Raw genomic sequence first — 22,869 nt, 5'->3', positions numbered from 1 at the left:
TTAATTAAAATAGAATTTTATTAAATATTTATATTTATTTTTATAACAAAAGTTATAACAAGTTTATATTTTCATATAATGTATCTCTTAATGCAGGAGTTCTTCCTATATTTTTTACCATGTGTTCTAAGGTTTTAATCTCAGTCCTTACACCGTGAGAAGCTCCTGCTGATTTGGAAATATTTTCTTCTCCTAAAGTGCCACCTAAATCATTGCAGCCAGATATTAACCCTATTTGTGCAAATTTAAATCCTAATTTGACCCATGATGTTTGGATATTTTTTATTGCATCATGAAACATTAATCTTGAAATTGCATAAATTTTTAAATCTTCTGTTCCTGTAGTTCCAGGATTAGATTTTCCTTTTTTAAAAATTGGAGTCTTTGGATGTACAAACGATAATGGAATAAATTCAGTAATGCCTCCAGTTTCATATTGGATTTTTCTTATAGTGTCTAAATGTTCTATTCTATTTTCATAAGTGTCTATATGTCCATACATTATAGTGGCAGTTGATTTTAATCCTACTTCATGAGCTGTAGTAACTACTTCAATCCATTCTTTAGTTTTTAACTTTGTAGGACAAATTATTTTTCTAACATCATCATTTAAAATCTCAGCAGCTGTTCCTGTAATTGTTCCAAGACCTGCTTTTTTTAATATTTTTAATCCTTCTTCTAATGTTAATTCTGCTTGTTTACAATTGTAATATATCTCCATAGGTGAAAATGAATGGAGATGAACATCTGGACATTCTTTTTTAACAGCTTTTACTATATCTTCGAGGAAAAACAAGTCAATATCCTTATGAAGTCCTCCTTGAATGCAAAGTTCCTTTGCACCATTATTATAAGCTTTTTTTCCAATTATTGCAACCTCTTCAGGCGATAAAAAGAAAGAATCCTCGTCTTTTTCATTTTTTTTAAATGAGCAAAAACCACAAGTTCCTGTGCAGATATTTGTAAAGTTTATGTTCCAATTTTCAATGAAAGTTACCACATTTCCAGCAACTTTTTCTCTAACTATATCTGCAGTAGCTATTATTGCATTAATGTCTCTTTCTTTAGCTTTCATTAGATAAAATGCATCTTCATTTGATATTGGGTTATCTAAACTATATTCCAATATTTCTTTTACTTTTTTATCTAAATTCATTTTAGAAAACATATGTTAAATATATGACATTACTATAATTAAATTTAACTAATTTTTTTAACAATTTCATTTTCTTGAATATTTTTATTTTCTAATATTTTCATTTCATTTCATTTCATTTCATTTCATTTCATTTCATTTCATTTCATTTCATTTTTTTTTTTTTTTTTATTGAGAACTTGCTCTATTTCAAAACTGTTCATTTTTAATATTGATTTAGATTATTTCTTATTTTTAAGTGGCAATTGATTTAAATTTTTATGGTCTTTAATATAATTTTATCTATATTCTATAAGGTTTTTTAGTTAAAAATTTGAGATTTAAAAAGAAACCTTTATATATTAAGTAAAACAATATAATTTTGGAGGTGAAAATATGAGTGAATTACCAATTGCACCTGTCGGTCGTATATTAAAAAATGCTGGCGCACAAAGAATCAGTGATGATGCTAAATATGAATTAGCTGCTGTTTTAGAAGAAAAAGGTGAAGAAATAGCAAAAACTGCTGTTACTTACGCTAAACATGCTGGTAGAAAAACTATTAAAGCTGATGATATTAAATTAGCTATTAAATAAGTTTTTTCTAGTTCAGTTTCAACGAATAAATGATTTTATCATTTAAAATTTTTTATTTTTTAAAATTTTTTTAATTTAAATCTATTTTATTTAAATTCATTTAATTTTTATTTTCTTTTCAATACTATTTTTAAATTTTCAAATACTGCTTTTGAATTATTTTATAAAAAAATTTAAGCCCTTATTTAGTTTTATATTTAATTTTATAAATTATTTTTATCAATTCATTTTACTGTTTTAAGTGTCTTATAGAAATATTTATATATTAACAAAATCATAATTATTTTAGACTATAACTTAGTTTAAAGGACCGGTGGTCTAGGGGTATGATACCGCCTTGACATGGCGGTGATCACGAGTTCGAATCTCGTCCGGTCCATTTGCCGTGGTAGTTCAGTTGGGAGAACGCTAGACTGAAGATCTAGATGTCGCTGGTTCAAGTCCGGCCCACGGCATTTTATATTGCTTTTTTTACTAATTTCAATTGAAATATTTTATTTTCTTATTTTAATTTTTTATTGTATTGTTTTAGTTTCTAATGATTTCTTATTTTCTTAGATTTTTTATTTTCACTAATTGTTTTTTACTTATATTAATCCAGACTTTCCTTGATGTTCATCGTAGTTGTCAGTTATTTTTTTAAATTCTTCAATTATTTCAACAGCTGATGAGGTTCCTAATCTATCAGCACCTGCTGAAAGCAATCTAAATGCTGTTTTATAGTTATTTATTCCTCCAGATGCTTTGATTTTTATATTTGGATTTACCCGTCTAATTCTTCTAATGTCTGTTGCTTTTGCTCCAGGAACATTGTTAAATCCTGTTGAAGTTTTAATAAAATCAACACCTAATTCTGAAGCTATTTGTGATATTTCAATCATTTCATTTTTTTCTAAAAGTCCAGTTTCAATAATAGTTTTTACAGTAATATCTTTTTCTTTCTTGTTTTTTGAAATATTGATTATTTTTTCAATTTCATCTTTTATTGTATCATAATCCTTTGTTTTAATTGCTGAAATGTTTAAGACTACATCTATTTCATCTACTCCATTTTCAATTGCATTTTTTGCTTCAAATTCTTTCACAGTAGATTTGTTATAACCTAGAGGAAATCCTATCACTGTACCTACTTTTATATTCTTGTTTTTAAGTTTGTTTTTTGCATATTCTACATAATACGGACTTACAACCACACTATAAAAACCATAGTCTATGGCATCATTTATTAATTTGTCAATGTTTTCTATTGTTCCATTATTTTTTAAGTATGTGCTTTCAATAACTTTTCCTAATTCTTCAATTGATTTGAAATTTTTCATTTTATTTCCTCATTTTATTATGTCTATCATATTTTTTTTAATAATTTTTATTTTTTTTAACCTATTTTATTCTTTTTAGTTATTTTTTTAATCTATTTTATTCTTTTTAATTACTTTTTTAATAAGTTTTTAGCTATAATAATTTTTTAGCCATATATGGACCTAATTTTTCATATTTGAATTTTTTATAATAATTTCTTGCTCCAATTCCACTAGTAATAATTATTTTATCTTTATTATTTTTAATAGCTATTTCTTCGGCATTTTTAATTAATTTTTCACCAAAACCTAAATGCTGACCAATGTTTTGGTTTTTATCTCCTATTTGGATCATATTTCCATAAACATGAAGCTCTCTAATTATTCCAGTTTTAGAGTCTACTTCTTTTCTATGGGCTTTACCACTAGGCATTCTTAATCTTAAAAAACCTGCTAAAACATCTTCAGTTTTATTTTCATATGATAAAAATATTTCCCTACCTTCACTTGCATCATACTCTTCTTTAAAAATTTTAAAATCATCTAAATTTAAATCATTTATTTTTTCACTAAATTTAGGATTTTTCATTTTATGGCCAATTTCTCTACATCTAATACATTTACAACTTATATTTTCTTCTTCTAATCTTTTGTAAACCAATTCACCAAGATTTGATTTTTTGACCCCTGCTTCAATTAAATTAGATGGAATATCTCTTTGTATTCGCATGGTTCTAACCCATTTTGGTAAAATCTTTTTTATTTTAACTATTAAATCAACTGCTTCTTCATCACTGTAAGGAGTGTATTTTCCTTGTTTATATTCATTATAAAGTTCACTACCTTTAGTTATTAATGTAGGATATATTTTTAACATGTCAGGTTTAAATTTAGAGTCATTGAACACTCTTTTAAATATTCTTAAGTCCATATCCATATTTGAAAGCAATCCAGGCATTAAATGATATGCAACTTTTTCACCACAGTCTTTTAAAAGCCTTGTTGATTCAACAACATCTGCTACACTATGACCTCTTTTGATTTTTCTGTAAATAAAATCGTAGGTTGTTTGAACACCTAATTCCACTCTTGTTACTCCAAAATTGAGCATTCGATCAATGTCTTCTATTTTACAGTAATCTGGACGTGTTTCAAATGTAATTCCAATACATCTAATTTTTGATTTTTCATTTAATCTTTGTACATCTTCTAAAACCACATAATCATTAGGATAATAATGTTTTACTTTATCGTAACTGCTAATTTCATTATTTTCCCCATCTTCCATATTTCCTATATTTTCTATATTTTTTATATCTTTTATGTCCCCTATATTTTCATTATTTCCTCTATTTATGTTATTGTATTTTTTTTTGTTTTTTATGCTATTATTTTTTAATTCTTCAGATAAATCATTCATTGCAGTTAAAGCTCTACTAATAAACCAATCTTGATATGATAAATCTCTTGATGGGAATGTTCCACCCATTATAATTAATTCTACTTTATCTATTGGGTGCCCTATACTATATAGTTGCTTTAATCGATTGTATGTTTGTGTGTATGGATCAAAATCATACATTCTGGCTCTGAGTGCTGCAGGTTCTTCTCCAGTATAACTTGGAGGAGCAACTGTACTTTCAGGACAATAACTACATCTACCATGAGGGCATTGGTGAGGATGGCACATTATTGCAACAATAGCAACTCCAGATATGGTTCGTGTAGGCTTTTTTTGTAAGATTTTTATTACTTTGTCTTTTTCATATTCACTAACATATTCTAAAATCTCAGAATTAGTCATGAATTTATTTAGATTAAATTTTTTGCATATTTTTCTCTTTGCATTTTCTAAATCATGCCTAGTGTTTATTTTATTATCTAAAATTCCATTAATAATATCTCGACATGCTTTTTTCATTATATCCTCTTTTTTTTATTTTTTTTATTTTTATTTTTTTTCAACTTGTTTTTTTAATTTTTTTATTTTTTTTTATTTTTTTTAAAACAATAACAATTTATATACTTAAATATTTATTTTTCCAATTTAATAAATTTTTTTAGAAAATTTTATATTTTTAAATGTTAATAATAGTATTATAAAATATTTTTATTAAAAATTTTTATCTATATTTATCAAATATTTTTTTCATATTTTTTTTTCAAATGAATTTAATAATGTGTTTTAGTATTAAATATCAGAAATAAAATTATTTTTTTTTAAGATTTTTTTATTTTTTTTATTCTTTTTATTTTTTTTATAACAAAAGTTTTTTCTATAAAAAAATATAAAATTATTTTTATCAGATAGGTGTTAAAATGAATGTCAAACAAGTTTTAGGGATGCAAGTTTTGGATAATGAAGCAAATTTAATTGGTAAAGTTTCTGATTTTGAATTTGAAGAAATTTCAGGTCAAATTACCCATTTTATTGTTTCTCAAAAAGCAGGACTCCTTGCACATAATGAATTAGCTATATCTTTTGAAGATATAGATAGCATTGGAGATTATATTCTTTTAAAACTACTTTTTCCAATATAATTATTTTTTTTATTTTTTTTATTTATGAATATTTTATTTTTTTTAATGAATTATGTTATCCTTAAAAATTGTGTAGTGAGTAGTTTTTATGAAATTTGTTGATAGGCGAGGAAAAATTATTAAAGAAGGAGATTATGTTCGTTATGATAATACAGGGACTACTGGTAAAATAGTTGAAATTTCCCAAAATCCTTCTTTAAAAGGAAATGATAATAAAAATTCAAGAAATTTAGAAGGTTCTGATTTAACATGGGTACATGTTGATAAAACTGAACTTTGGTATTTATCCAATGTTTTAGAACTCATATCTGTTGAAGATGCTAATCTTTCTAAATTTGAACAATCTCAAATAGAGAATAATAACGACAATAAAAAAGATGATGAAAAAGATGAAGATGATTATAAAACTGATATGGTTGAAGAGTTAAAACAACAGATGAAAGATCAGGATTCCACTGAATTAGCATCTAATGCTGGTGAGGGAGGAGGTTAATCAGATACTTCTTTTTATTTTTTTTATCTTTTCTATTTTTTTCATATTTTTTATTTCTCTAATCAATTTTTTTATTTTTCAATATTTTTTTATTTTTCTATTTTTCTATTTATTTACTTTTTTTACTTTTTTATTTCTTTATTTATTTTGCCCATATTCATAGAGTCTTTTGGCTAATTTAGATCCAACACCTTCTATTTTTTCAAATTGACTTTGTGAAACTTCATTTAAATCTTTTCCAAATGCTGTTGTGACTAATCTTGCTCTTTTTCGACCTAAACGTTTTACAGATAAAACTAACTCTATAATATCTGCTTTTGTCCCATAATAAAGTCTTGCAGAGAGAATATCTAAGTCTTTAGACATATGGTAATTGTTTTTAATCTCTAATATTTTATTTAAGAATTTAATTAAAAGCGAAGCTTCATATGCAGAGCGTCGTGTGGATGCAGAGTAAACATTATAAGCATTTTCGATTTCTGCTTCATTACGTTCATCTATCCATTCTATTAATGATACTGTTGTTGCTTCTGGATTTCCAATATCAACAGCAAATATTCCAGATGAAGATAGTTTGTCTCTAACAGGATCTTTTGATTTTCTTCCTTTAAATGTAATTAGTGGTAAATCAGGACTTTTTGATAGTTCATATAACAACTCATTTTCATTAAATTCCACTAAATCGTTTGTATATTGTGAGATTTTAACTGCAGTTTCAATAGTATAATTAGATTTAGCAACTAAATTTCCAAGTTTAGTTACTTTTAGTCCTTCAGGTGTAGGTTGAATAAATCCACTTGTTATTAAAAAGTTTAAACCATTTTCTATTTCATATTTAAGACTTTCATCAGCAAATAATTTCATGGATGGGTTGTTTGTTATTTGATATCCGTAAAAAGTTTTTTTAAAGAAATCTTCAATATCTTCAGGTGTTTTAGCAAGTGATGATGCAATTTGTCCAATGATTTGCTTATAAACAGCATCTTTATTTTCTATTAATTTTGAATTTGTGTCTTCCACTTCACCATTAACATATCTCTCTTGTAAATCTGATGCTTCATCTAAAGACTTAGCTATAATGTATGAAATTCCTTCACTATCATATTGTGGTCTTCCTGCCCTTCCAGACATTTGTAAATAATCAAAAACAGGTATTAACTGTGATCCTTGTGAAGTCCAACGAGTGTAATCTCTAATAACCACAGTTTTTGAAGGAAGATTAACACCATACATTAAACTTGGTGTAGCAGAAATCATTAAAATGTTTCTATTTCTAAATTCATTTTCAACAATGTCTTTTTGCTCTGAAAATAGCCCTGCATGATGAAAAGCACATCCATTTTTTACAGATTCAGCTAATTTAATGCATGTTTCAGTTGGAAGAGATCCTTTTTTCTTAGGAACATCTAATATTTTTTCTGCAACCTCATTAAATGTCTCTTTCTTATCTTTTGGAATTTTTTTAGCTATTTTATCACTAACAAAAGAAGATAATGATTCTGTAAATCTTCTTGTTGAAACAAAACTTAGCACCTGACTGCTATCAGAAATAGCTTTTTCAACAACTTTTTTTACAACATCATTTTTATTTTTTGTTGAAAACATTTCAGTATTTAAAACTTCTTTTTTCAAGGGAACAGGCCTATAATCATGTGTGACTACTTTTGATTCTAACCATGCTTTTATTTCATTAATATTATTTAATGTAGCAGATAATGCAATGATCCTCATAGAAGGATTAATAATTTTAGATCTTGTTATTGCACATTCTAATGTAGGTCCTCTTGAATATTCTCCGATCATGTGAAATTCATCTATTATTAATGTATCTACTTCTCTAAGGTTATCCCATGAATAGCGAGTTATAGCATCAAAAGATTCAAAAACCATAACTGATAAATCTGCAGAATTTGGATGTTTTCCTACTTTAATGTCAAATTCTTCAAAAACTTTAAATTCATTTAATTTTTCATTTTGTAAAGATATTAAGGGTGCTGCATAGACAACTTTTCCTCCATCAAGTATTGATCTTAAAGCAGCCATCACTCCAAGTAATGTTTTACCACTTGCTGTTGGAATAGAGATTATAAAATTTGATTCAGTTGTTAAATAATTTGAATCAATCACACTCTGTTGAGCAGGATTTAATTCTTTAATATCAGGATATGTATCATTTATTATTTCTTTAATATCTTCTGGAACGTTTTTCATGGAGTCATCTCGTTTTTTATATTTGTTTATTTATTTTATTTTTTTTATTTTTTTAAAAGATTGTTTTATTGTTTATAACATTTTTTTGGTTTTTATTATTTAATACTTTAATCTAAGAGCATTTGAAAACTAATATTTTTAGCTTTTTTAATTTTTTTCTTATTTAAAATTCTTAATTTTTTTTTTTTTGCTTAATCGATTGATTATTTAATTTTTGCTGTTTTATTTAAATTTTTTTAGCTATAATTTTTTTAATTATAAATTAATTATTAAATTAATTATTAAATTAATTATTAAATTGATAGTTAATTTTATTAAATATTCATATTTTTTCTTTTTTTATAACTTTAATATTAGATATCATAGTGTTTGGATATTGTCCTTCATTGTCCTTTTCAATGGCTTTAACCATATCCCATATTGTCAATAATGCCACACTTACACCTGTAATGGCTTCCATTTCAACTCCAGTTTGTCCAATTGTTTTTACTGTTACTATTGAATTAATTTCATCTTTTTTAATCTTAAAATCAACTGTTATTCCGGTAATTTGTAAAGAATGGCATAATGGGATGATGTTTGATGTATTCTTTACAGAATTAATGGCTGCAATTTGAGCAGTAGTTAAAACATTTCCTTTTTTAATATCATGATTGTTAATCATTTTAATTGTTTTTTCTTGAAGTTTTATACTTCCAATTGCTGTAGCTATTCTTTTTTGATCAATTTTTTCACCAACTTCAACCATTTGAACTCCGTTTTCAGTTAAGTGAGTAAATTCTTTATTTTCCATATTATCATTTTTTTTACTATTTTTCTTGTTATTGCCATTGTTTTTTTTATTATTTTTTTTATTGTCCTTATTATTTTTTTTATTATTCTTATTATCATTATCATTATTACCATTTGCACTAATTTGATTGCTTTTAGTATTTATTTTTTTCATTAACTCGCTATAATTTGGTGTTGACTGAAATTCAACTTCTCCATCAATAACTATTGCAGGAATAGAGTTAATTGCATATTCTATGGCTTTTTTATTGTTTTTAATAACATCAATTATTTTTATATTAATTTCATCTTTTAATTCTCCTTTTAAATCTGCCATTAATTTAACTGCCATTAAACAATGAGGATTTGCTGATGAAGTGAATAATTCAATTTCTTTTACCATAATATTCTTTTCCTTTTTTTTATTTTTTTCCTTTTTTTTTACTGTTCACATTTTAATTTATTTTTTTTCCTTTCATGTTTATTAAAATTAATTCAACTTCAATTTGGTATTTATTTTTAATAATGATTATAATTTCCTTGGAAATACTGTTTAAAACTTCATTTTTAATATTTTCTTCTTTTAAAATATTTAACATATCTTCAGTAGTCTTGCTTTTAAATAATTTTTTCAGGGTTTTGGTTTTAGCACCTAACAATGATGCATGGCATGTAATAATTTCTTTTCTTCCGTCAGCAATTTTATTGGCAGTATTGAATATGCTTCCAGCAATTTTAACTAATTTTCCAACATGTCCAAACAAAATAAGTTTTTTTATTCCTCTCTTTTTAGCCTCTTCAAGCATGAAACCTACAAAATTTCCCATTTTAATTATCTGTTCTTTTTTAATATTTAAGTTTTCTAAAGCATATTTTTCACCAATATTTCCTGGTACAAAAACTAAATTTTCAAAGTTTCCTGCATCTGCTATATCCAATTGACATATTAATGATTTTTTCCAGGATTCTTCATGAAAAGACTTAGCTATTCCAGTTGTTCCAAGGATCGATATTCCTCCAACAATTCCTAAACGAGGATTCATAGTTTTTTTAGCTATTTCTTCTCCATCTGGAACAATGATTTCTACTTTAGCTATTTTATTTTCTGAGAGGATTTTTGAAAGGTTTTTTTTAATCATTTGTAGTGGAACAGGATTAATTGCAGATTGACCTACAGGAATTTGTAATCCTTTTTTAGTTACAGTACCTACACCTTTTCCACCAGTTACAATAACTCTTTCTTGCTTTCCACCATTAATTTTTTCATCATAGTCAATTATTTGAACTTTAGCCATTATTTCATGGTTTACAGTAATATCTGGATCGTTGTAAGGATATTTAAAACCAGAAGCAATAGCAGTTTTTTTATCTAAAATATTAATTTCAGAGATTTCAATGTCAATTTCACCATATGGGGAACTTATTAAAATTGATTTAATAGAGTTTATAGATTTAACAGCTTTTTTATTGTCATGTTTCAAGAGTAATGATTTTAAAGCCGCTAAAGCTGTTGCAGTAGAAAGAGAACCAGTAGTAATTCCAAAATTTTCATATTTGGGAGTATTTTTCATAGAATCATTACTTTTACTTAGAATCATGCAGGTTTAGATAATAAATGCTATTTTATATGTTTAATAAAAATTTATTAAAAAAAGAATTAAATATAAAAAAGAAGCTATATTTTCCATTATTTACAGGTATATCAAATATATTATTTTTATAAACTATATTATTTTTATTTAAATATTTTTTTATTTAGATAATTTAGATAGTTTATTTAAGTATTATAATGTTTTAATTTTTTATATTTTTTAATTTTATTTAAATAAGATATTAATGGAAAATACTAATTATTGTTAGCTTGGAAAATAATATTTTAGATTTATATCATGCTTTTTAAAGCTATAATTTTTCAATAAGTTGTTCATAAGTAGGAGCGCCAACGAATTCAACAACTCCATTGATTGCAATAGCTGGTACAGCCATTATTCCATATTCAACAGCTTTTGTTCTATCTTCCATAATATTAATCACTGTATATTCAAAGCCTCCGACTTTTTCTTTTGCTTCTTCAACTACTTCAACGGCCATTGGACAGTATGGGCATGTGGATGATGTAAAAACTTCTACATTTATCATATTATCACTTTTTTTTTTAAATTACTTTTTTTATTATATTTTATTATTTTTTTATTATTCTTTTTTATTATTTTTTTTAAATAAAATTAATTTATAAATCACAATTAAAAAATTCGATTTTGAAAATATTAATTATGATTTTCATGACTATTATATATATCATATCTATTTATAAAATAATATATTTATTATAAAATAATATATTATAAATTATTATATTATAAATTATTATATTATATTTTTATTATATTTATTTTTATTTATTTTTATTTATTTTTATTTATTTTCTATTATTTTTCTTTTTTTTTAAAATTTTTTTCTTAATTATGTTTTAATATTATTTAAAATGTTGTTTAATTGAGTATATGGTGAAATATCATTATTTAAATCCTGTACACCGTTTGAGTATATTAGAACTTGATAATATTGATCTAATCCGGATATATTAGCAATTAAGCTTAATGCATATTCTTTTGAACCTGTGTAATCTACTAATTTTAATTTTAATGCTTCTTTTCCATTATAAATTTTTCCATCAGCTATTTTTTTGACATAGGTTTTACTTAAGTTTCTGTTTTCTGCAACGTGGTTTAAAAATTGTTGATAATCATCATTAACTAACTTTTGAATCAAATTTTTTTCTTTTAGAGTTAAATTCCTATAATCTGCTCCCATATCTTTGTATTCTCCTGCGACAATTGAATATGGAATGATTCCAAGTTGTTCATAATACCCAGATAAATCATACAGTGTAATTATTGTTCCAATGCTTCCCACTAAAGAAGACTCATGTGCAACAATTTTATCTGATCCACTTGCAACAAGATATGCTCCAGATGCACCTTGTTCGCTAATCCATGCAACTACAGGTTTTTTTGAGTTTTTCACTGATTCCATCATTTCTTCACTTGCAACAACACTTCCTCCACCAGAATTAATTACTAATAGGATTCCTCCAACTGATGGGTCGCTGTTTGCTTGGTTAATATTGTCTTTAAATATATCGGGACTAGTTGTAGAACTACCATTAACATCAGAGTAATAACTAATATCGCCATCTACTGGAATAATAGCTATAGTGTCAGGACCTAAAAGTCCATTGGCTAATGGAAGGATAAAAGTTATTCCGATTAATAGAATAATCATAATTATTGTGAATAATATTCCTAATCCAAAGTATTTAGCTTTTGTATTCATTTTAAACCTTTTTTTTTAAAATTAAAACATTATAAAATTTTAAAAAATTGAAAAACATGATAGTGTTTAAATATATTAAAAAATTTATATAAAATATAATATATAATAAATAGATATAGAATATAATAAAAATTAATTTATCTTTATTAATTATTGTTTTCAAAGATTATATACTTATTTATTTAAAATTTATTTAAATTTTTTAATAATTGCGTTCTTTATATTTTTTTAATTTTAATTTAATTTAGTTTAATTTAGTTTAATTTCATTTAATTTAATTTAATTTAATTTTTTTTTTTTTTTTTTTTTTGTTTACAATATTTGATTTATTCTTGCTTTGTTGGTGTTTTAATGAAAAAAATTGTTCGTTCTCCAGGATCTGCTACGATTGTAAATGCTATTTCAACTGGTTTTGGTTCTGCCTTTGGGATTGGTTTAAATATAGAAATAGAAGGTAAATTATCTGATTCAAAGATAAAATGTTCTTCTGATATTGGTGCAAACACTAAATTAATGGAAATATCAATTGAAAATGTTTTAAATTTTTATAAAGTTGAAACTGGTGTATCATTATCAACTAAAACTACTTTACCTCAATCTTCAGGACTTTCAAGTAGTAGTGCATTGTCTAATGGAGTTACAAGACTTGTCGGTGAATTAATTGCCAAAGAATTTAATTTAAAACCATTAAATCCAATTGAAGTTATTAATTTAAGTATTGAATCATCTTTAATGGCTAAAGTATCTATAACTGGAGCTTTTGATGATGCAACAGCCTCTTATTTTGGAGGAGTAACCGTTACAAATAATATCAATAGAGAAATTATTATTAAAGAAAAAATGAAAAACCACAAAATATTAATATACTTACCAAATATAATTTCTAGTACTGCAAATTCTGATGTTAAGAAAATGAAATTAATATCAAGTTATGTTGATTTAGCATTTGATTTTGCACGAAAAAAAGATTATTTCAAAGCTTTGACTTTAAATGGGCTTTTATACTCTGCAGCTTTAAATTTTGATAGTCAAATAGCGATTGATGCTTTAAATTCAGGGGCTTATGCTTCAGGTTTATCTGGAACTGGTTCTGCTTTTGTAGCTATTTCAAATGAAGAAGTTAAAGATGATATTATTGATGCTTGGAGTTCATATCCTGGTAAAGTTATAGAAACCCATGTAGATAATGTTGGAGTTAAAATTATAAGTAAATAATTGTTTTTCATTTTAAATATTATTCATTTAAATATTATTCATTTAAATATTAATTATTTAAGTATAATCTTTAAATATTAGTCATGTAAGTGCAATCTTTAAATAATATTAATTACTTATATGTATTAATTATTTTTTATTTTAATTATTTTTTATTTAACTATTTAATGTTGTTTTGGTAATATGGCTAAGTTCATCAGTGACAAATTAGAAAATCAAGACAATAAAAATCCTGTTGATAAAAATCACGCTAAAGAATTACTTTTATCTTCAAGAAATAGAATTGATGAAATTGATAAAAATTTAATTGAATTAATAGCTGAGAGAAACTTCCTTTCAAAAAATATTATTAAATCGAAAATTCTATTGGATATGGAAATTTTTGATGAAAATAGGGAAAAACTTATTTATAAAAAAATAGAAAAATTAGCTATTGAGAATAATTTAAATACTGAAATGGTTTTTAAGATTATAACTATTCTTATTGATTTAAATAAATCAGAACAAGAAAAATTTTTAGGAGAGATGTAGATGGGAAATATTAGAACTTCATTTGTAAAACGTTTAGCAAAAGAGCTTATTGAGATTCACAAAGGTAAATTTACCACTGATTTTGATGAAAATAAAAAGCTAGTCATGGAATACTCCACAGTTAGTACTAAACATTTAAGAAATAAAATTGCTGGCTATGTTACAAGATTAGTTAGACAACAACAAAAAACTAATAACTAGTTTTTGTGTTATTTATTTTTTTTATTCATTTTTTTATTCATTTTTTTTAAATTTGCTTTCTTATCTTCATTTTGTTATTCTTTTTTTTAGAATAATATTTTTTTAAAATATTATTTTTACTTTTTTTATTATATTATTAAGTTTCATTTTCTACAATTTATTTAGAAATATTTTTATACTTATTTTTATAAATTTGATAATTATTATATAATAAATTTGATAATTATTATATAATAAATTTGATAATTATTATATAATATATGAGAATTATAAAAATTATAAAAAACTTTTTTATTATTAAATGCTTAATGTTTTTAAATGTTTTCTTTATTAAATAATTTTCTTATAATCTATTTTAATAATTTTTTTTAAATTTAAAGAAATTTTTTAAAAAATATTTTAAAATCTTTAAAATTTAAAATATTTTAGTTAACATTTAATTAATATTTTTAAGAAACTTTTTTAAAGACTTTTTATAGAGAATTTTATAGGATACTTAATTTTTTAGGTAGTGAGTCAATGGATTTGATCGTAGCCAAATTTGGTGGAACTTCTGTAGGAAATGGTGAAAAAATAAAAAAAGCAGCTCAATCTGTAGTTAATGAGTACTTAAAAGGAAATAAGGTTGTTGTTGTTGTTTCAGCTATTAATAAAACCACGGATGATTTAATTAAGGTTACTGAAGAAGCTATTGGCGGAGATATCACTGATAGACAAATGGCTGAAATTCTTTCAATGGGTGAGATGACCAGTGTAAGAGTATTTTCAGCAACACTTGAATCATTAGGTGTTAATTCAATTTATGTTGATCCATTTAGTGAGTTTTGGCCAATTTTTACTGATTCAAACTTATTAGAATCCAAAATTGACTTTGGCGAAACTGAAAAGAAAGCCCAAGAATTAAATAAACTTTTAAATCAGGGAATCATTCCTGTTGTTTGTGGGTTTTTAGGAAAAAATGGAGAAAATAAAATCACTACTCTTGGCAGAGGAGGTAGTGATATCACTGCTTTCCTTTTAGGGCATTGTTTAGGTGCTGATGAGGTGGTTATTGTTACTGATGTTGATGGGGTAATGAGCACTGATCCTAACAAAATAGAAAGTGCAAAAAAATTAAATAAAATATCTGTTGAAGAAATGAGGGATTTAGCTACACATGGAGCTCAAGTATTACATCCACATGCTTTAAAATATAAAGATCCACTTATTTCTGCAAAAATTATTAGCTATAAAAAAGGAAATCTTTCTGATTCAGGGACATCAATTATAGGTCCCATAGAAAAGGATATCCTGAAATGCACATCATTTAATCCAAAACCAATATCTGTTGTAGCTGTTGTTGGGGAGAACCTGCTTAAAAAACCAGGTTTAATAGCAATTTTAACCAATAAGCTTGCAGAAAATAATATAAATATTTATGGAATATCTGCAGGACAAAATTCAATAACTATCTTCATTAATAAGGAAGATGGATTACTTTCTCATAAAATTTTGCATGAACTTGTAGTGAAACATGATGCCTTAAGTTCTCTTTCATTAGGTCAAGAAATTGCCATGATTACATTAATTAGTCCTGATTTTATTGAGACACCAGGAATTATTTCTGAAATTACAGAGCCATTAAGAAAAAACAATATAAATATTGTAGAAATATCTTCATCACAAACAGCTATTGTTTTGTTTGTAGAATGGAATGATGGTAAAGAAGCATACGAATTAATAAGGAGGGTTTTAGATGACTTTTGAAGGTACGGCTGTTGCAATGGTAACTCCATTTACGGTAAATGATGAATTAGATGAAGAAGGACTTAGAAAAAATATTAATTTTCTAATTGAAAATGGTGTAGATGGGTTGTTGGTTGCTGGTACCACAGGAGAATCAGCAACAATAACCTATGAAGAACAAAAAAGATTAATGGATATTCTTGTAGATGAAGTTGATGGAAGGGTATCTACCATTGCTGGTGCAGGTAGCAATTCATCAAGAGAAGCATTAAACTTAGTTAAGTATGCAGAAAATTCTGGAGCTGATTATGCTCTTGTAATAACTCCTTACTATAACAAACCACAAGCACATGGTTTAGTCGAACACTACAAAGTTATTAACGACTCTACAGACATTCCTATGATCCTTTACAATGTTCCATCAAGAACTGGAACAGATATGGATGTAGAAACTATTTTAGAAATAGCCAAATTAGACAATGTTGTAGCTATTAAAGAAGCGAATCCTGACTTATCAAAAACTTCTACACTTCAAAAAGGAATTTATGACAATAATCTTGATGATAAATTTGTTATTTTATCTGGAAATGATGATTTGACGGTTCCTATGATGTCTATTGGAGCAAAAGGAGTTATAAGTGTTGTTGGAAATGTTGATCCCTTTAGAACTTCTAAAATGGTTCATAGTTTTTTAGATGGTGATGTGGAAACTGCAACAAAACTTCATTTTGAATTGTATCCTTTAATGAAAGTATTGTTCTGTGAAAGCAACCCTGTTCCTTCTAAATTTGCATTAAACACTATGGAAATCCCAGCGGGTCATGTTAGACTACCATTATTTAATTTAAAAGAAGAAAGTGAAGAAAAAGTTAAAAGTGTTTTAAAAGAATTAAACTTAATATAATGAATGCTTTTTATTAATTTTTTTATTAATTATTTTTTAATTTTTTCAGTTTATTTTAATTTATTTCATTTGACAATTTTTAATTTATTTTCTTTAAGTATTTTTTTATTTTTTTTATTGATTATTCTTAAATTACCTTTTTTAATTTTATTTTAATTTTTAAATGTTTTTTAATTTTAATTTTATTATTCATAATTTGATTCAAGGAGTTTATAATGTTAAAAGTTGCTATTACAGGTGCTACTGGAAGAATGGGTTCAGGTATTATAAAAAAAGTAATTGAACAAGATAATATGGATTTAGTTGCAGCTATTGAAGTTCCTAACACTCCATTTCAATCTAAAGACATTGGAGAAGTTATTGGAATAGGAAAAATAGGTGTTGCTATTGTTGGTGCAGAAAAGCTTGAAGAAATTTTAAAATTGTCTGATACTGATGTTTTAATTGATTTTACAATTGCTGATGCAGCTTATGGTGCAATTGAAATTGCTTCTAAGGTTGGAGTAAATTTAATAGTTGGAACCACTGGGTTTTCAGACGAGCAAAATAAAAACATTAAAAATTTCATTAAGGAAGGCAATGTAAAGGCAGTAATATCTTCAAATATGTCAATTGGGGTTAATGTATTTTTTAAAATATTAAAAGATTTAACTCCTATTTTAAATGATTTTGACATTGAAATTATTGAAGCTCACCACAATCAAAAAAAAGATGCTCCTTCTGGAACAGCTATGACTGCTTTTGAAATTATTGCAAAAGAATTGGATAGAGTTCCAGCTGATGTTGCAAGATATTCTCGCCAAGGGATTGTAGGAAAAAGAACTAAAGAAGAAATTGGTTTACATGCAATTAGAGGTGGAGATATTGTTGGTGATCATACAGTTTTGTATATTGGCGATGGTGAGCGGATAGAAATATCTCACAAAGCTCATAGTAGAGAAGTTTTTATTGCTGGAGTTATTAGGGCTTTAAAGTATATAGAAAATGCAGAACCAGGTAAAATATCCGACATGGCAGATGTTTTGGGAATTAATTAAAAACTGTATAGCCCATTTAAAAGTATTTATTTAGCTTAAAATCATTTATTTAACTTAAAAGTATTTATTTAGTTTAAATGTGTCTATTTGATTAAAAGTATTTATAAAAAATAAGAATTATTCAAGGATTTGGTAGAAATGATAAATGTAGGTGTACTTGGTGCAACTGGAATGGTAGGACAAAGGTTTATTCAGTTATTGGACAAACATCCAGACTTTGAATTAACAACATTAGCTGCTTCTTCTCGTTCAGCTGGAAAAAGGTATGAAGATGCTACAAATTGGTATCTTGATGATGCTATTCCAGATAGTGTTAAGGATATTACTGTTGTGGAAACTAGCGTTGACAAAATTCCTAATGATGTTGATATTCTTTTTTCATCACTTCCAACAAAGTTTGCTGCTAAAATTGAGCCACAGTTAGCAGAAAAATTCATTGTTGCTTCAAATGCTAGCGCAATGAGAATGGAAAAAGATGTTCCTCTTGTAATACCTGAAGTTAACCCTGAATTTTTGGACTTAACTGAGATTCAACAAAAAAATAGGGGTTGGGATGGTTTTATTGTCACAAATCCAAATTGTTCGACAATAGCTTTGACTTTAACTTTAAAACCAATATATGATAACTTTAATATCAACAGGGTTTATGTTTCCACCATGCAGGCAGTTTCTGGTGCAGGATACAATGGTGTTCCTTCTATGGCAATTGTAGATAATCTTGTTCCATATATTGGCAGTGAAGAAGAGAAAATGGAAATTGAAACCTTACATTTACTTGGTAATTTAGATGGACTTGATGTTAAACTTCCCAACTTTAAGTTATCTGCTTCTTGTCATAGAGTAGCTGTTATTGATGGTCATACTGAAGCAGTTTTCATAGAATTAGATGAAAATGTAGATATTGATTCAATCAGAAATAAAATGGCTAATTTTAAAGCTCTACCTCAAGAGCTAGGGTTATACTCTGCTCCAACTAATCCTGTAATTGTAAGAGAAGAAGATGATAGACCACAGCCGAGAATGGATAGAAATGCTGATGGTGGAATGGCTGTAACTGCAGGAAGATTAAGAAAAGACGAAGCATTTGACAATAGTTTTAAATATGTTTTAGTTGGTCACAATACAGTTCGTGGAGCTGCTGGTGCATCAGTTTTAAATGCAGAGTTAATTAATAAAACTAAAATGTGATTTTTAGTTTATCCACATATATTAATTTATTTTAAGTTTACTAATTTATTTTAATTTTTTTAATTTTATTAATTTTATTAATTTATATTATAATTTATATTATTTTATTGATTATATTTTTTTAAATTCTATGTGATTTTATGGGTTATAAAGGTTCAAGTGAAAATTTTTTAAATAAATCAGATGTATCAATTGGAGATACGGTTTTAATTGAAAAAAATGATGTTTCTTATGAAGGAATACTTTTAGATAGGTCTGAAGATGCAGATGATGGTTGTATTGTTTTAAAATTGGATAGTGGTTACAACATTGGTGTAAACATAAACAATGCTACAATAGGTTTAATTGAAAAAGGAGATAAACCTAAAATCAGTTATAAACCTGTTAATATTGAATATGATGATAAAAAATTAGATATTTCAATTATTTCTACTGGTGGAACCGTTTCTTCAATAATTGATTATAAAACAGGTGCTGTTCATCCAGTTTTCACAGCTGAAGACTTACTTCGTTCAAATCCTGAACTTCTTGATTTGGCTAATATTGATGTAAAGGCTCTTTACAATATATTGAGTGAGAATATGAAGCCAGAATATTGGGTTAATTCAGCTAAATCAATAGCCGATGAAGTCACATCTGGTGCTGATGGTGTTGTAGTCGCCCATGGAACTGACACTATGCATTTCACATCTGCTGCTTTAAGTTTCATGATTAAAAGTCCTGTTCCGATTGTTGTAACTGGAGCACAGAGAAGTTCTGATAGGCCGTCCAGTGATGCTCATTTAAACTTGATAAACTCAGTCGGAGCAGCTAAATCTGAAATAGCTGAAGTTACTGTTTGTATGCATTCAACTCTTAATGATGATTATTGTGATTTACATAGAGGAACAAAAGTAAGGAAGATGCATACTTCAAGAAGAGATACATTCCGTAGTATTGATTTTGAGCCATTAGCTAATGTTAAAGAAGGTAAAGTAAGCTATTTACTTAATGATTTTAAAAAAAGAAATCAAGAAGATTTGGTTTTAAATAATAAGATTGAAGAAAAAGTAGCTATTGTAAAAACTTATCCTGGAATTTCTTCTGAGATTATTAACTATCATATAGACAAAGGATACAAAGGACTATTAATTGAAGGAACAGGCTTAGGTCACCTTCCTGAAAATCTTTTAGATTCTATTAAAAGAGCTAATCAAGAAGAAATAGCTATTGTCATGACTTCTCAGTGTATTTATGGGAGAGTGAATATGAATGTTTATAGCACTGGTCGTAAACTATTAAATGCAGGTATAATTTCTGGAAAAGACATGATTCCAGAGGTTGCTTTTGTTAAACTTGCTTGGGCATTAGGTCAAAGTTCTAATATTGAAGAGGTAAAGAATATTATCCAAACGAACTTAGCTGGAGAGCTTAATGAAAAATCTTCCACTAAATATTTCTTAAATTAGCTATTCGTATTTCTATTTATTTTAAATTAAATTAATATGTTTTTTTACTTAATTTTATTCTTTCATAATTTTTTTTCATAATTTTTCATAATTTTTCATAATTTTTTTTTTTATTGATGTTTATTAATTTTCATTAATTTTATTTAATAATATGGTGCATTTATGAATTGGGATGATATTGGTTTAAAAATGGGATTAGAAATTCATCAACAGCTTAATACTAAAAGTAAGCTATTTTGTCCTTGTCCTACTGAACTTAACGATGATATTATTGATTTAGATATAAAACGTAAATTAAGACCTACACAAAGTGAATTGGGTCAAATTGATAGGGCTGCCTTTGCTGAAAGTAAGAGAAAACTTAACTTTAATTATCAAAACTTCAACTACAAGACTTGTTTAGTTGAAAGTGATGATGAACCTCCTCATGGCTTAAATGAAGAAGCTTTAGATTTATCAATCACAATAGCTTCACTTTTAAACATGAAAATTATTGATGAAGTCCATACAATGAGAAAACAAGTTATTGATGGAAGCAACACTGGAGGATTTCAAAGAACAAGTTTAATTGCTACTGATGGTTTTATTGACACTCCTGCAGGTAGAGTAGTAATTGAAAACCTTTGTTTAGAAGAAGATGCAGCAAGAAGAATTAATAAAACTAATGTTTCTAAAAAACAAAGTAAAAATACAAGTAAAAATAAAAAAGATTTTAATGATAACAATGATTTTACAACCTTTAGATTAGATCGTTTAGGTATTCCACTTGTTGAGATTACTACTGATCCTTCTATTCACCATCCTGATCAAATTAAAGAAGTTGCTTATATCTTAGGTCAAATTCTTAGAAGTACCAATGTTAAAAGAGGTCAAGGAACCATACGTCAAGATTTAAATATTTCAATAGCTAAAGGTTCAAGAGTTGAACTTAAAGGAGTTCAAAATCTTGATTTAATTCCTGAAATGGCTAAATTAGAAGTTGATAGGCAACAAAATTTAATCAAAATTCAAGAAGAGCTTATGTCTCGTGGTGCAGTTGTTGAGGAAGAGATTCATGATTTAACTGAAATTTTCAAAAATTCTCCTTCTAAAATTATTCAATCTGCAAAAACAGTAAAAGGGATTGTTTTAAAAGGTTTTAATGGCTTAATCGGTTTAGAAATTCAAAAAAATAGGAGATTTGGAACTGAACTTGCTACTTATGCTAAAAAAACAGGGGTGTCTGGAATATTCCATACTGACGAGCTTCCTGCATATGGAATTGAGTCTGATGAAACTGAAGCTATGAAAAAACATCTCAACATTGGTGAAAATGATGCTATTGTTATTGTTGCTCATGATAGAGATGTAGCTACCTCAGCATTAGAAGAAGTTATCCTTCGCTCTAAAATGGCTTTTGATGGAGTCCCAGAAGAGACAAGAAAGGCACTTGAAGATGGAACAAGCGAATACATGAGACCTTTACCTACACAAAATAGAATGTATCTGGAAACAGATATTCAATTATTTAAAATAAATGAAGAAAGAATTAAAGTTATTTCAAGTTATTTACCTGAATTACCTAATGAAAAAAAGGAAAGAATTATAAAACAGTACTCTTTAAGCGAAGATATTGCAAATCAAATTGTTAGAAGAGGATACACAGAAGACTTTGAAAAAATCATTAGTGGGATACAGGTGGATTCAATAACTTTAGGATCATTTTTTGCATATTCTATTCAAGAACTTAAACGGGAAGGTTTAAATCTTGACTTAATTGAATTGGAATTAATAACAAATGTTTTTAATTTGTTAAAGGATAATAAAATATCTAAGGATTCTATTTATGAAATTATTAAAGAAATAATTATTAGGTTAGATGAAAAATCAAAAAATCATAATGTAAATGATAAGAATAATGACAAAAATCAAGACATAGATCCCGAAATTGTTGCTCAAAATTTAGGTTTAATTTTAATTTCAGATGATGATGTAAAAGATATAATTTTATTTGTTGTTGAAAAAAATGCAAAGATGATTGAAGAGAGAAAGATGGCTGCTTTAGGTCCTTTAATGGGAATGGCTATGAAAGAACTTAAAGGTAAAGCCGATGGAAAGATAGTCAACCAACTTTTAAAAGATGAAATTGAAAAAAGAGTTTAAATAGTATAAATTTTTATATTATAATCTTTATATTATAATTTTTATATTATAGTTTTTATATTTTTATTTTATATTTTTTTAATTCTTTATATTATT

20 protein-coding genes and 2 tRNA genes are annotated in these 22,869 nt (G+C 26.1%); 14 read left to right on the top strand and 8 right to left on the bottom strand.

Features of this window, described 5'->3' with window-relative positions; translation table 11 throughout:
• Nucleotides 1-52 precede the first annotated feature (52 nt).
• Nucleotides 53-1,156 (bottom strand): 5-amino-6-(D-ribitylamino)uracil--L-tyrosine 4-hydroxyphenyl transferase CofH, encoded by a 1,104-nt coding sequence (gene cofH, locus MBCUR_RS06625; RefSeq protein ID WP_342669789.1) that lies wholly within the window; start codon nucleotides 1,154-1,156, stop codon nucleotides 53-55.
• A 375-nt stretch (nucleotides 1,157-1,531) separates the two neighbouring features.
• On the opposite strand from cofH, the gene MBCUR_RS06620 reads away from it, so the two are divergent.
• The 3 genes from MBCUR_RS06620 (at nucleotide 1,532) to MBCUR_RS06610 (ending at nucleotide 2,187) form a co-directional block, all read left to right on the top strand.
• On the top strand, nucleotides 1,532-1,732 hold the full coding sequence (locus tag MBCUR_RS06620) for a histone family protein (protein ID WP_067091813.1): 201 nt from the start codon (nucleotides 1,532-1,534) through the stop codon (nucleotides 1,730-1,732).
• A gap of 307 nt (nucleotides 1,733-2,039) precedes the next feature.
• A tRNA-Val gene (locus MBCUR_RS06615) sits at nucleotides 2,040-2,111 on the top strand.
• A gap of 3 nt (nucleotides 2,112-2,114) precedes the next feature.
• Nucleotides 2,115-2,187 (top strand) — tRNA-Phe (locus MBCUR_RS06610).
• Between the two features lie 132 nt (nucleotides 2,188-2,319).
• Here MBCUR_RS06610 and deoC read toward each other — a convergent pair.
• On the bottom strand, nucleotides 2,320-3,051 hold the full coding sequence (gene deoC / locus MBCUR_RS06605; protein ID WP_067091811.1) for a deoxyribose-phosphate aldolase: 732 nt from the start codon (nucleotides 3,049-3,051) through the stop codon (nucleotides 2,320-2,322).
• 133 nt (nucleotides 3,052-3,184) lie between these two features.
• Nucleotides 3,185-4,951 carry a tRNA uridine(34) 5-carboxymethylaminomethyl modification radical SAM/GNAT enzyme Elp3 gene (locus MBCUR_RS06600; protein ID WP_067091809.1) on the bottom strand — a complete coding sequence of 589 codons (1,767 nt, stop codon included), beginning with the start codon at nucleotides 4,949-4,951 and terminating at the stop codon, nucleotides 3,185-3,187.
• Between the two features lie 398 nt (nucleotides 4,952-5,349).
• Here MBCUR_RS06600 and MBCUR_RS06595 point away from each other — a divergent pair, with 398 nt between their 5' ends.
• On the top strand, nucleotides 5,350-5,571 hold the full coding sequence (locus tag MBCUR_RS06595) for a PRC-barrel domain-containing protein (protein ID WP_067091807.1): 222 nt from the start codon (nucleotides 5,350-5,352) through the stop codon (nucleotides 5,569-5,571).
• A gap of 88 nt (nucleotides 5,572-5,659) precedes the next feature.
• Entirely contained in the window at nucleotides 5,660-6,064 is a 405-nt protein-coding gene (locus MBCUR_RS06590; RefSeq protein ID WP_067091806.1) for a DUF2098 family protein, read from the top strand.
• 138 nt (nucleotides 6,065-6,202) lie between these two features.
• On the opposite strand, the gene MBCUR_RS06585 is transcribed toward MBCUR_RS06590, so the two are convergent.
• The 5 genes from MBCUR_RS06585 to sppA all read right to left on the bottom strand — a co-directional run bounded on the left by MBCUR_RS06585 (nucleotide 6,203) and on the right by sppA (nucleotide 12,382).
• On the bottom strand, nucleotides 6,203-8,275 hold the full coding sequence (locus MBCUR_RS06585) for a DEAD/DEAH box helicase (RefSeq protein ID WP_067091804.1): 2,073 nt from the start codon (nucleotides 8,273-8,275) through the stop codon (nucleotides 6,203-6,205).
• 322 nt (nucleotides 8,276-8,597) lie between these two features.
• Entirely contained in the window at nucleotides 8,598-9,068 is a 471-nt protein-coding gene (gene moaC / locus MBCUR_RS10820) for a cyclic pyranopterin monophosphate synthase MoaC (RefSeq protein ID WP_067091837.1), read from the bottom strand.
• Between the two features lie 433 nt (nucleotides 9,069-9,501).
• Nucleotides 9,502-10,617 (bottom strand): cobalt-precorrin-5B (C(1))-methyltransferase CbiD, encoded by a 1,116-nt coding sequence (cbiD, locus tag MBCUR_RS06575; RefSeq protein ID WP_067091802.1) that lies wholly within the window; start codon nucleotides 10,615-10,617, stop codon nucleotides 9,502-9,504.
• 331 nt (nucleotides 10,618-10,948) lie between these two features.
• Entirely contained in the window at nucleotides 10,949-11,185 is a 237-nt protein-coding gene (locus MBCUR_RS06570; RefSeq protein ID WP_067091800.1) for an MJ0307 family thioredoxin, read from the bottom strand.
• A 324-nt stretch (nucleotides 11,186-11,509) separates the two neighbouring features.
• Nucleotides 11,510-12,382, bottom strand: coding sequence for a signal peptide peptidase SppA (gene sppA / locus MBCUR_RS06565; protein WP_067091798.1), 873 nt, complete (start codon nucleotides 12,380-12,382; stop codon nucleotides 11,510-11,512).
• 351 nt (nucleotides 12,383-12,733) lie between these two features.
• On the opposite strand from sppA, the gene MBCUR_RS06560 reads away from it, so the two are divergent.
• From MBCUR_RS06560 to gatE, 9 genes are all read left to right on the top strand, one after another.
• Nucleotides 12,734-13,597 (top strand): shikimate kinase, encoded by an 864-nt coding sequence (locus tag MBCUR_RS06560; protein ID WP_067091795.1) that lies wholly within the window; start codon nucleotides 12,734-12,736, stop codon nucleotides 13,595-13,597.
• Nucleotides 13,598-13,780: 183 nt separating this feature from the next.
• Nucleotides 13,781-14,128, top strand: a complete 348-nt coding sequence (locus MBCUR_RS06555; RefSeq protein ID WP_084269586.1) for a chorismate mutase — start codon at nucleotides 13,781-13,783, stop codon at nucleotides 14,126-14,128.
• On the top strand, nucleotides 14,129-14,329 hold the full coding sequence (locus tag MBCUR_RS06550; RefSeq protein WP_067091793.1) for a 30S ribosomal protein S17e: 201 nt from the start codon (nucleotides 14,129-14,131) through the stop codon (nucleotides 14,327-14,329).
• Between the two features lie 519 nt (nucleotides 14,330-14,848).
• Complete coding sequence (locus tag MBCUR_RS06545; RefSeq protein ID WP_067091791.1) at nucleotides 14,849-16,075, top strand: aspartate kinase; 1,227 nt, start codon at nucleotides 14,849-14,851, stop codon at nucleotides 16,073-16,075.
• Entirely contained in the window at nucleotides 16,065-16,958 is an 894-nt protein-coding gene (gene dapA, locus MBCUR_RS06540) for a 4-hydroxy-tetrahydrodipicolinate synthase (RefSeq protein WP_067091789.1), read from the top strand. Before MBCUR_RS06545 ends, dapA begins: the two co-directional genes overlap by 11 nt.
• 215 nt (nucleotides 16,959-17,173) lie before the next feature.
• Complete coding sequence (dapB, locus tag MBCUR_RS06535; protein WP_067091786.1) at nucleotides 17,174-17,995, top strand: 4-hydroxy-tetrahydrodipicolinate reductase; 822 nt, start codon at nucleotides 17,174-17,176, stop codon at nucleotides 17,993-17,995.
• Between the two features lie 138 nt (nucleotides 17,996-18,133).
• On the top strand, nucleotides 18,134-19,183 hold the full coding sequence (asd, locus tag MBCUR_RS06530; protein WP_067091785.1) for an aspartate-semialdehyde dehydrogenase: 1,050 nt from the start codon (nucleotides 18,134-18,136) through the stop codon (nucleotides 19,181-19,183).
• Nucleotides 19,184-19,323: 140 nt separating this feature from the next.
• The gene (gatD, locus tag MBCUR_RS06525; RefSeq protein WP_067091783.1) at nucleotides 19,324-20,631 is read left to right on the top strand and encodes a Glu-tRNA(Gln) amidotransferase subunit GatD; all 1,308 of its coding nucleotides are present in this window, start codon (nucleotides 19,324-19,326) and stop codon (nucleotides 20,629-20,631) included.
• A gap of 162 nt (nucleotides 20,632-20,793) precedes the next feature.
• Nucleotides 20,794-22,773 (top strand): Glu-tRNA(Gln) amidotransferase subunit GatE, encoded by a 1,980-nt coding sequence (gene gatE / locus MBCUR_RS06520; protein WP_067091781.1) that lies wholly within the window; start codon nucleotides 20,794-20,796, stop codon nucleotides 22,771-22,773.
• The last annotated feature ends 96 nt before the right edge of the window (nucleotides 22,774-22,869 follow it).

Origin of the sequence: Methanobrevibacter curvatus, from assembly GCF_001639295.1 — an archaeon.
In the GTDB taxonomy this organism is placed as follows: Archaea; Methanobacteriota; Methanobacteria; order Methanobacteriales; family Methanobacteriaceae; genus Methanoflexus; species Methanoflexus curvatus.
This window is presented reverse-complemented; position numbering and strand designations above follow the sequence as displayed.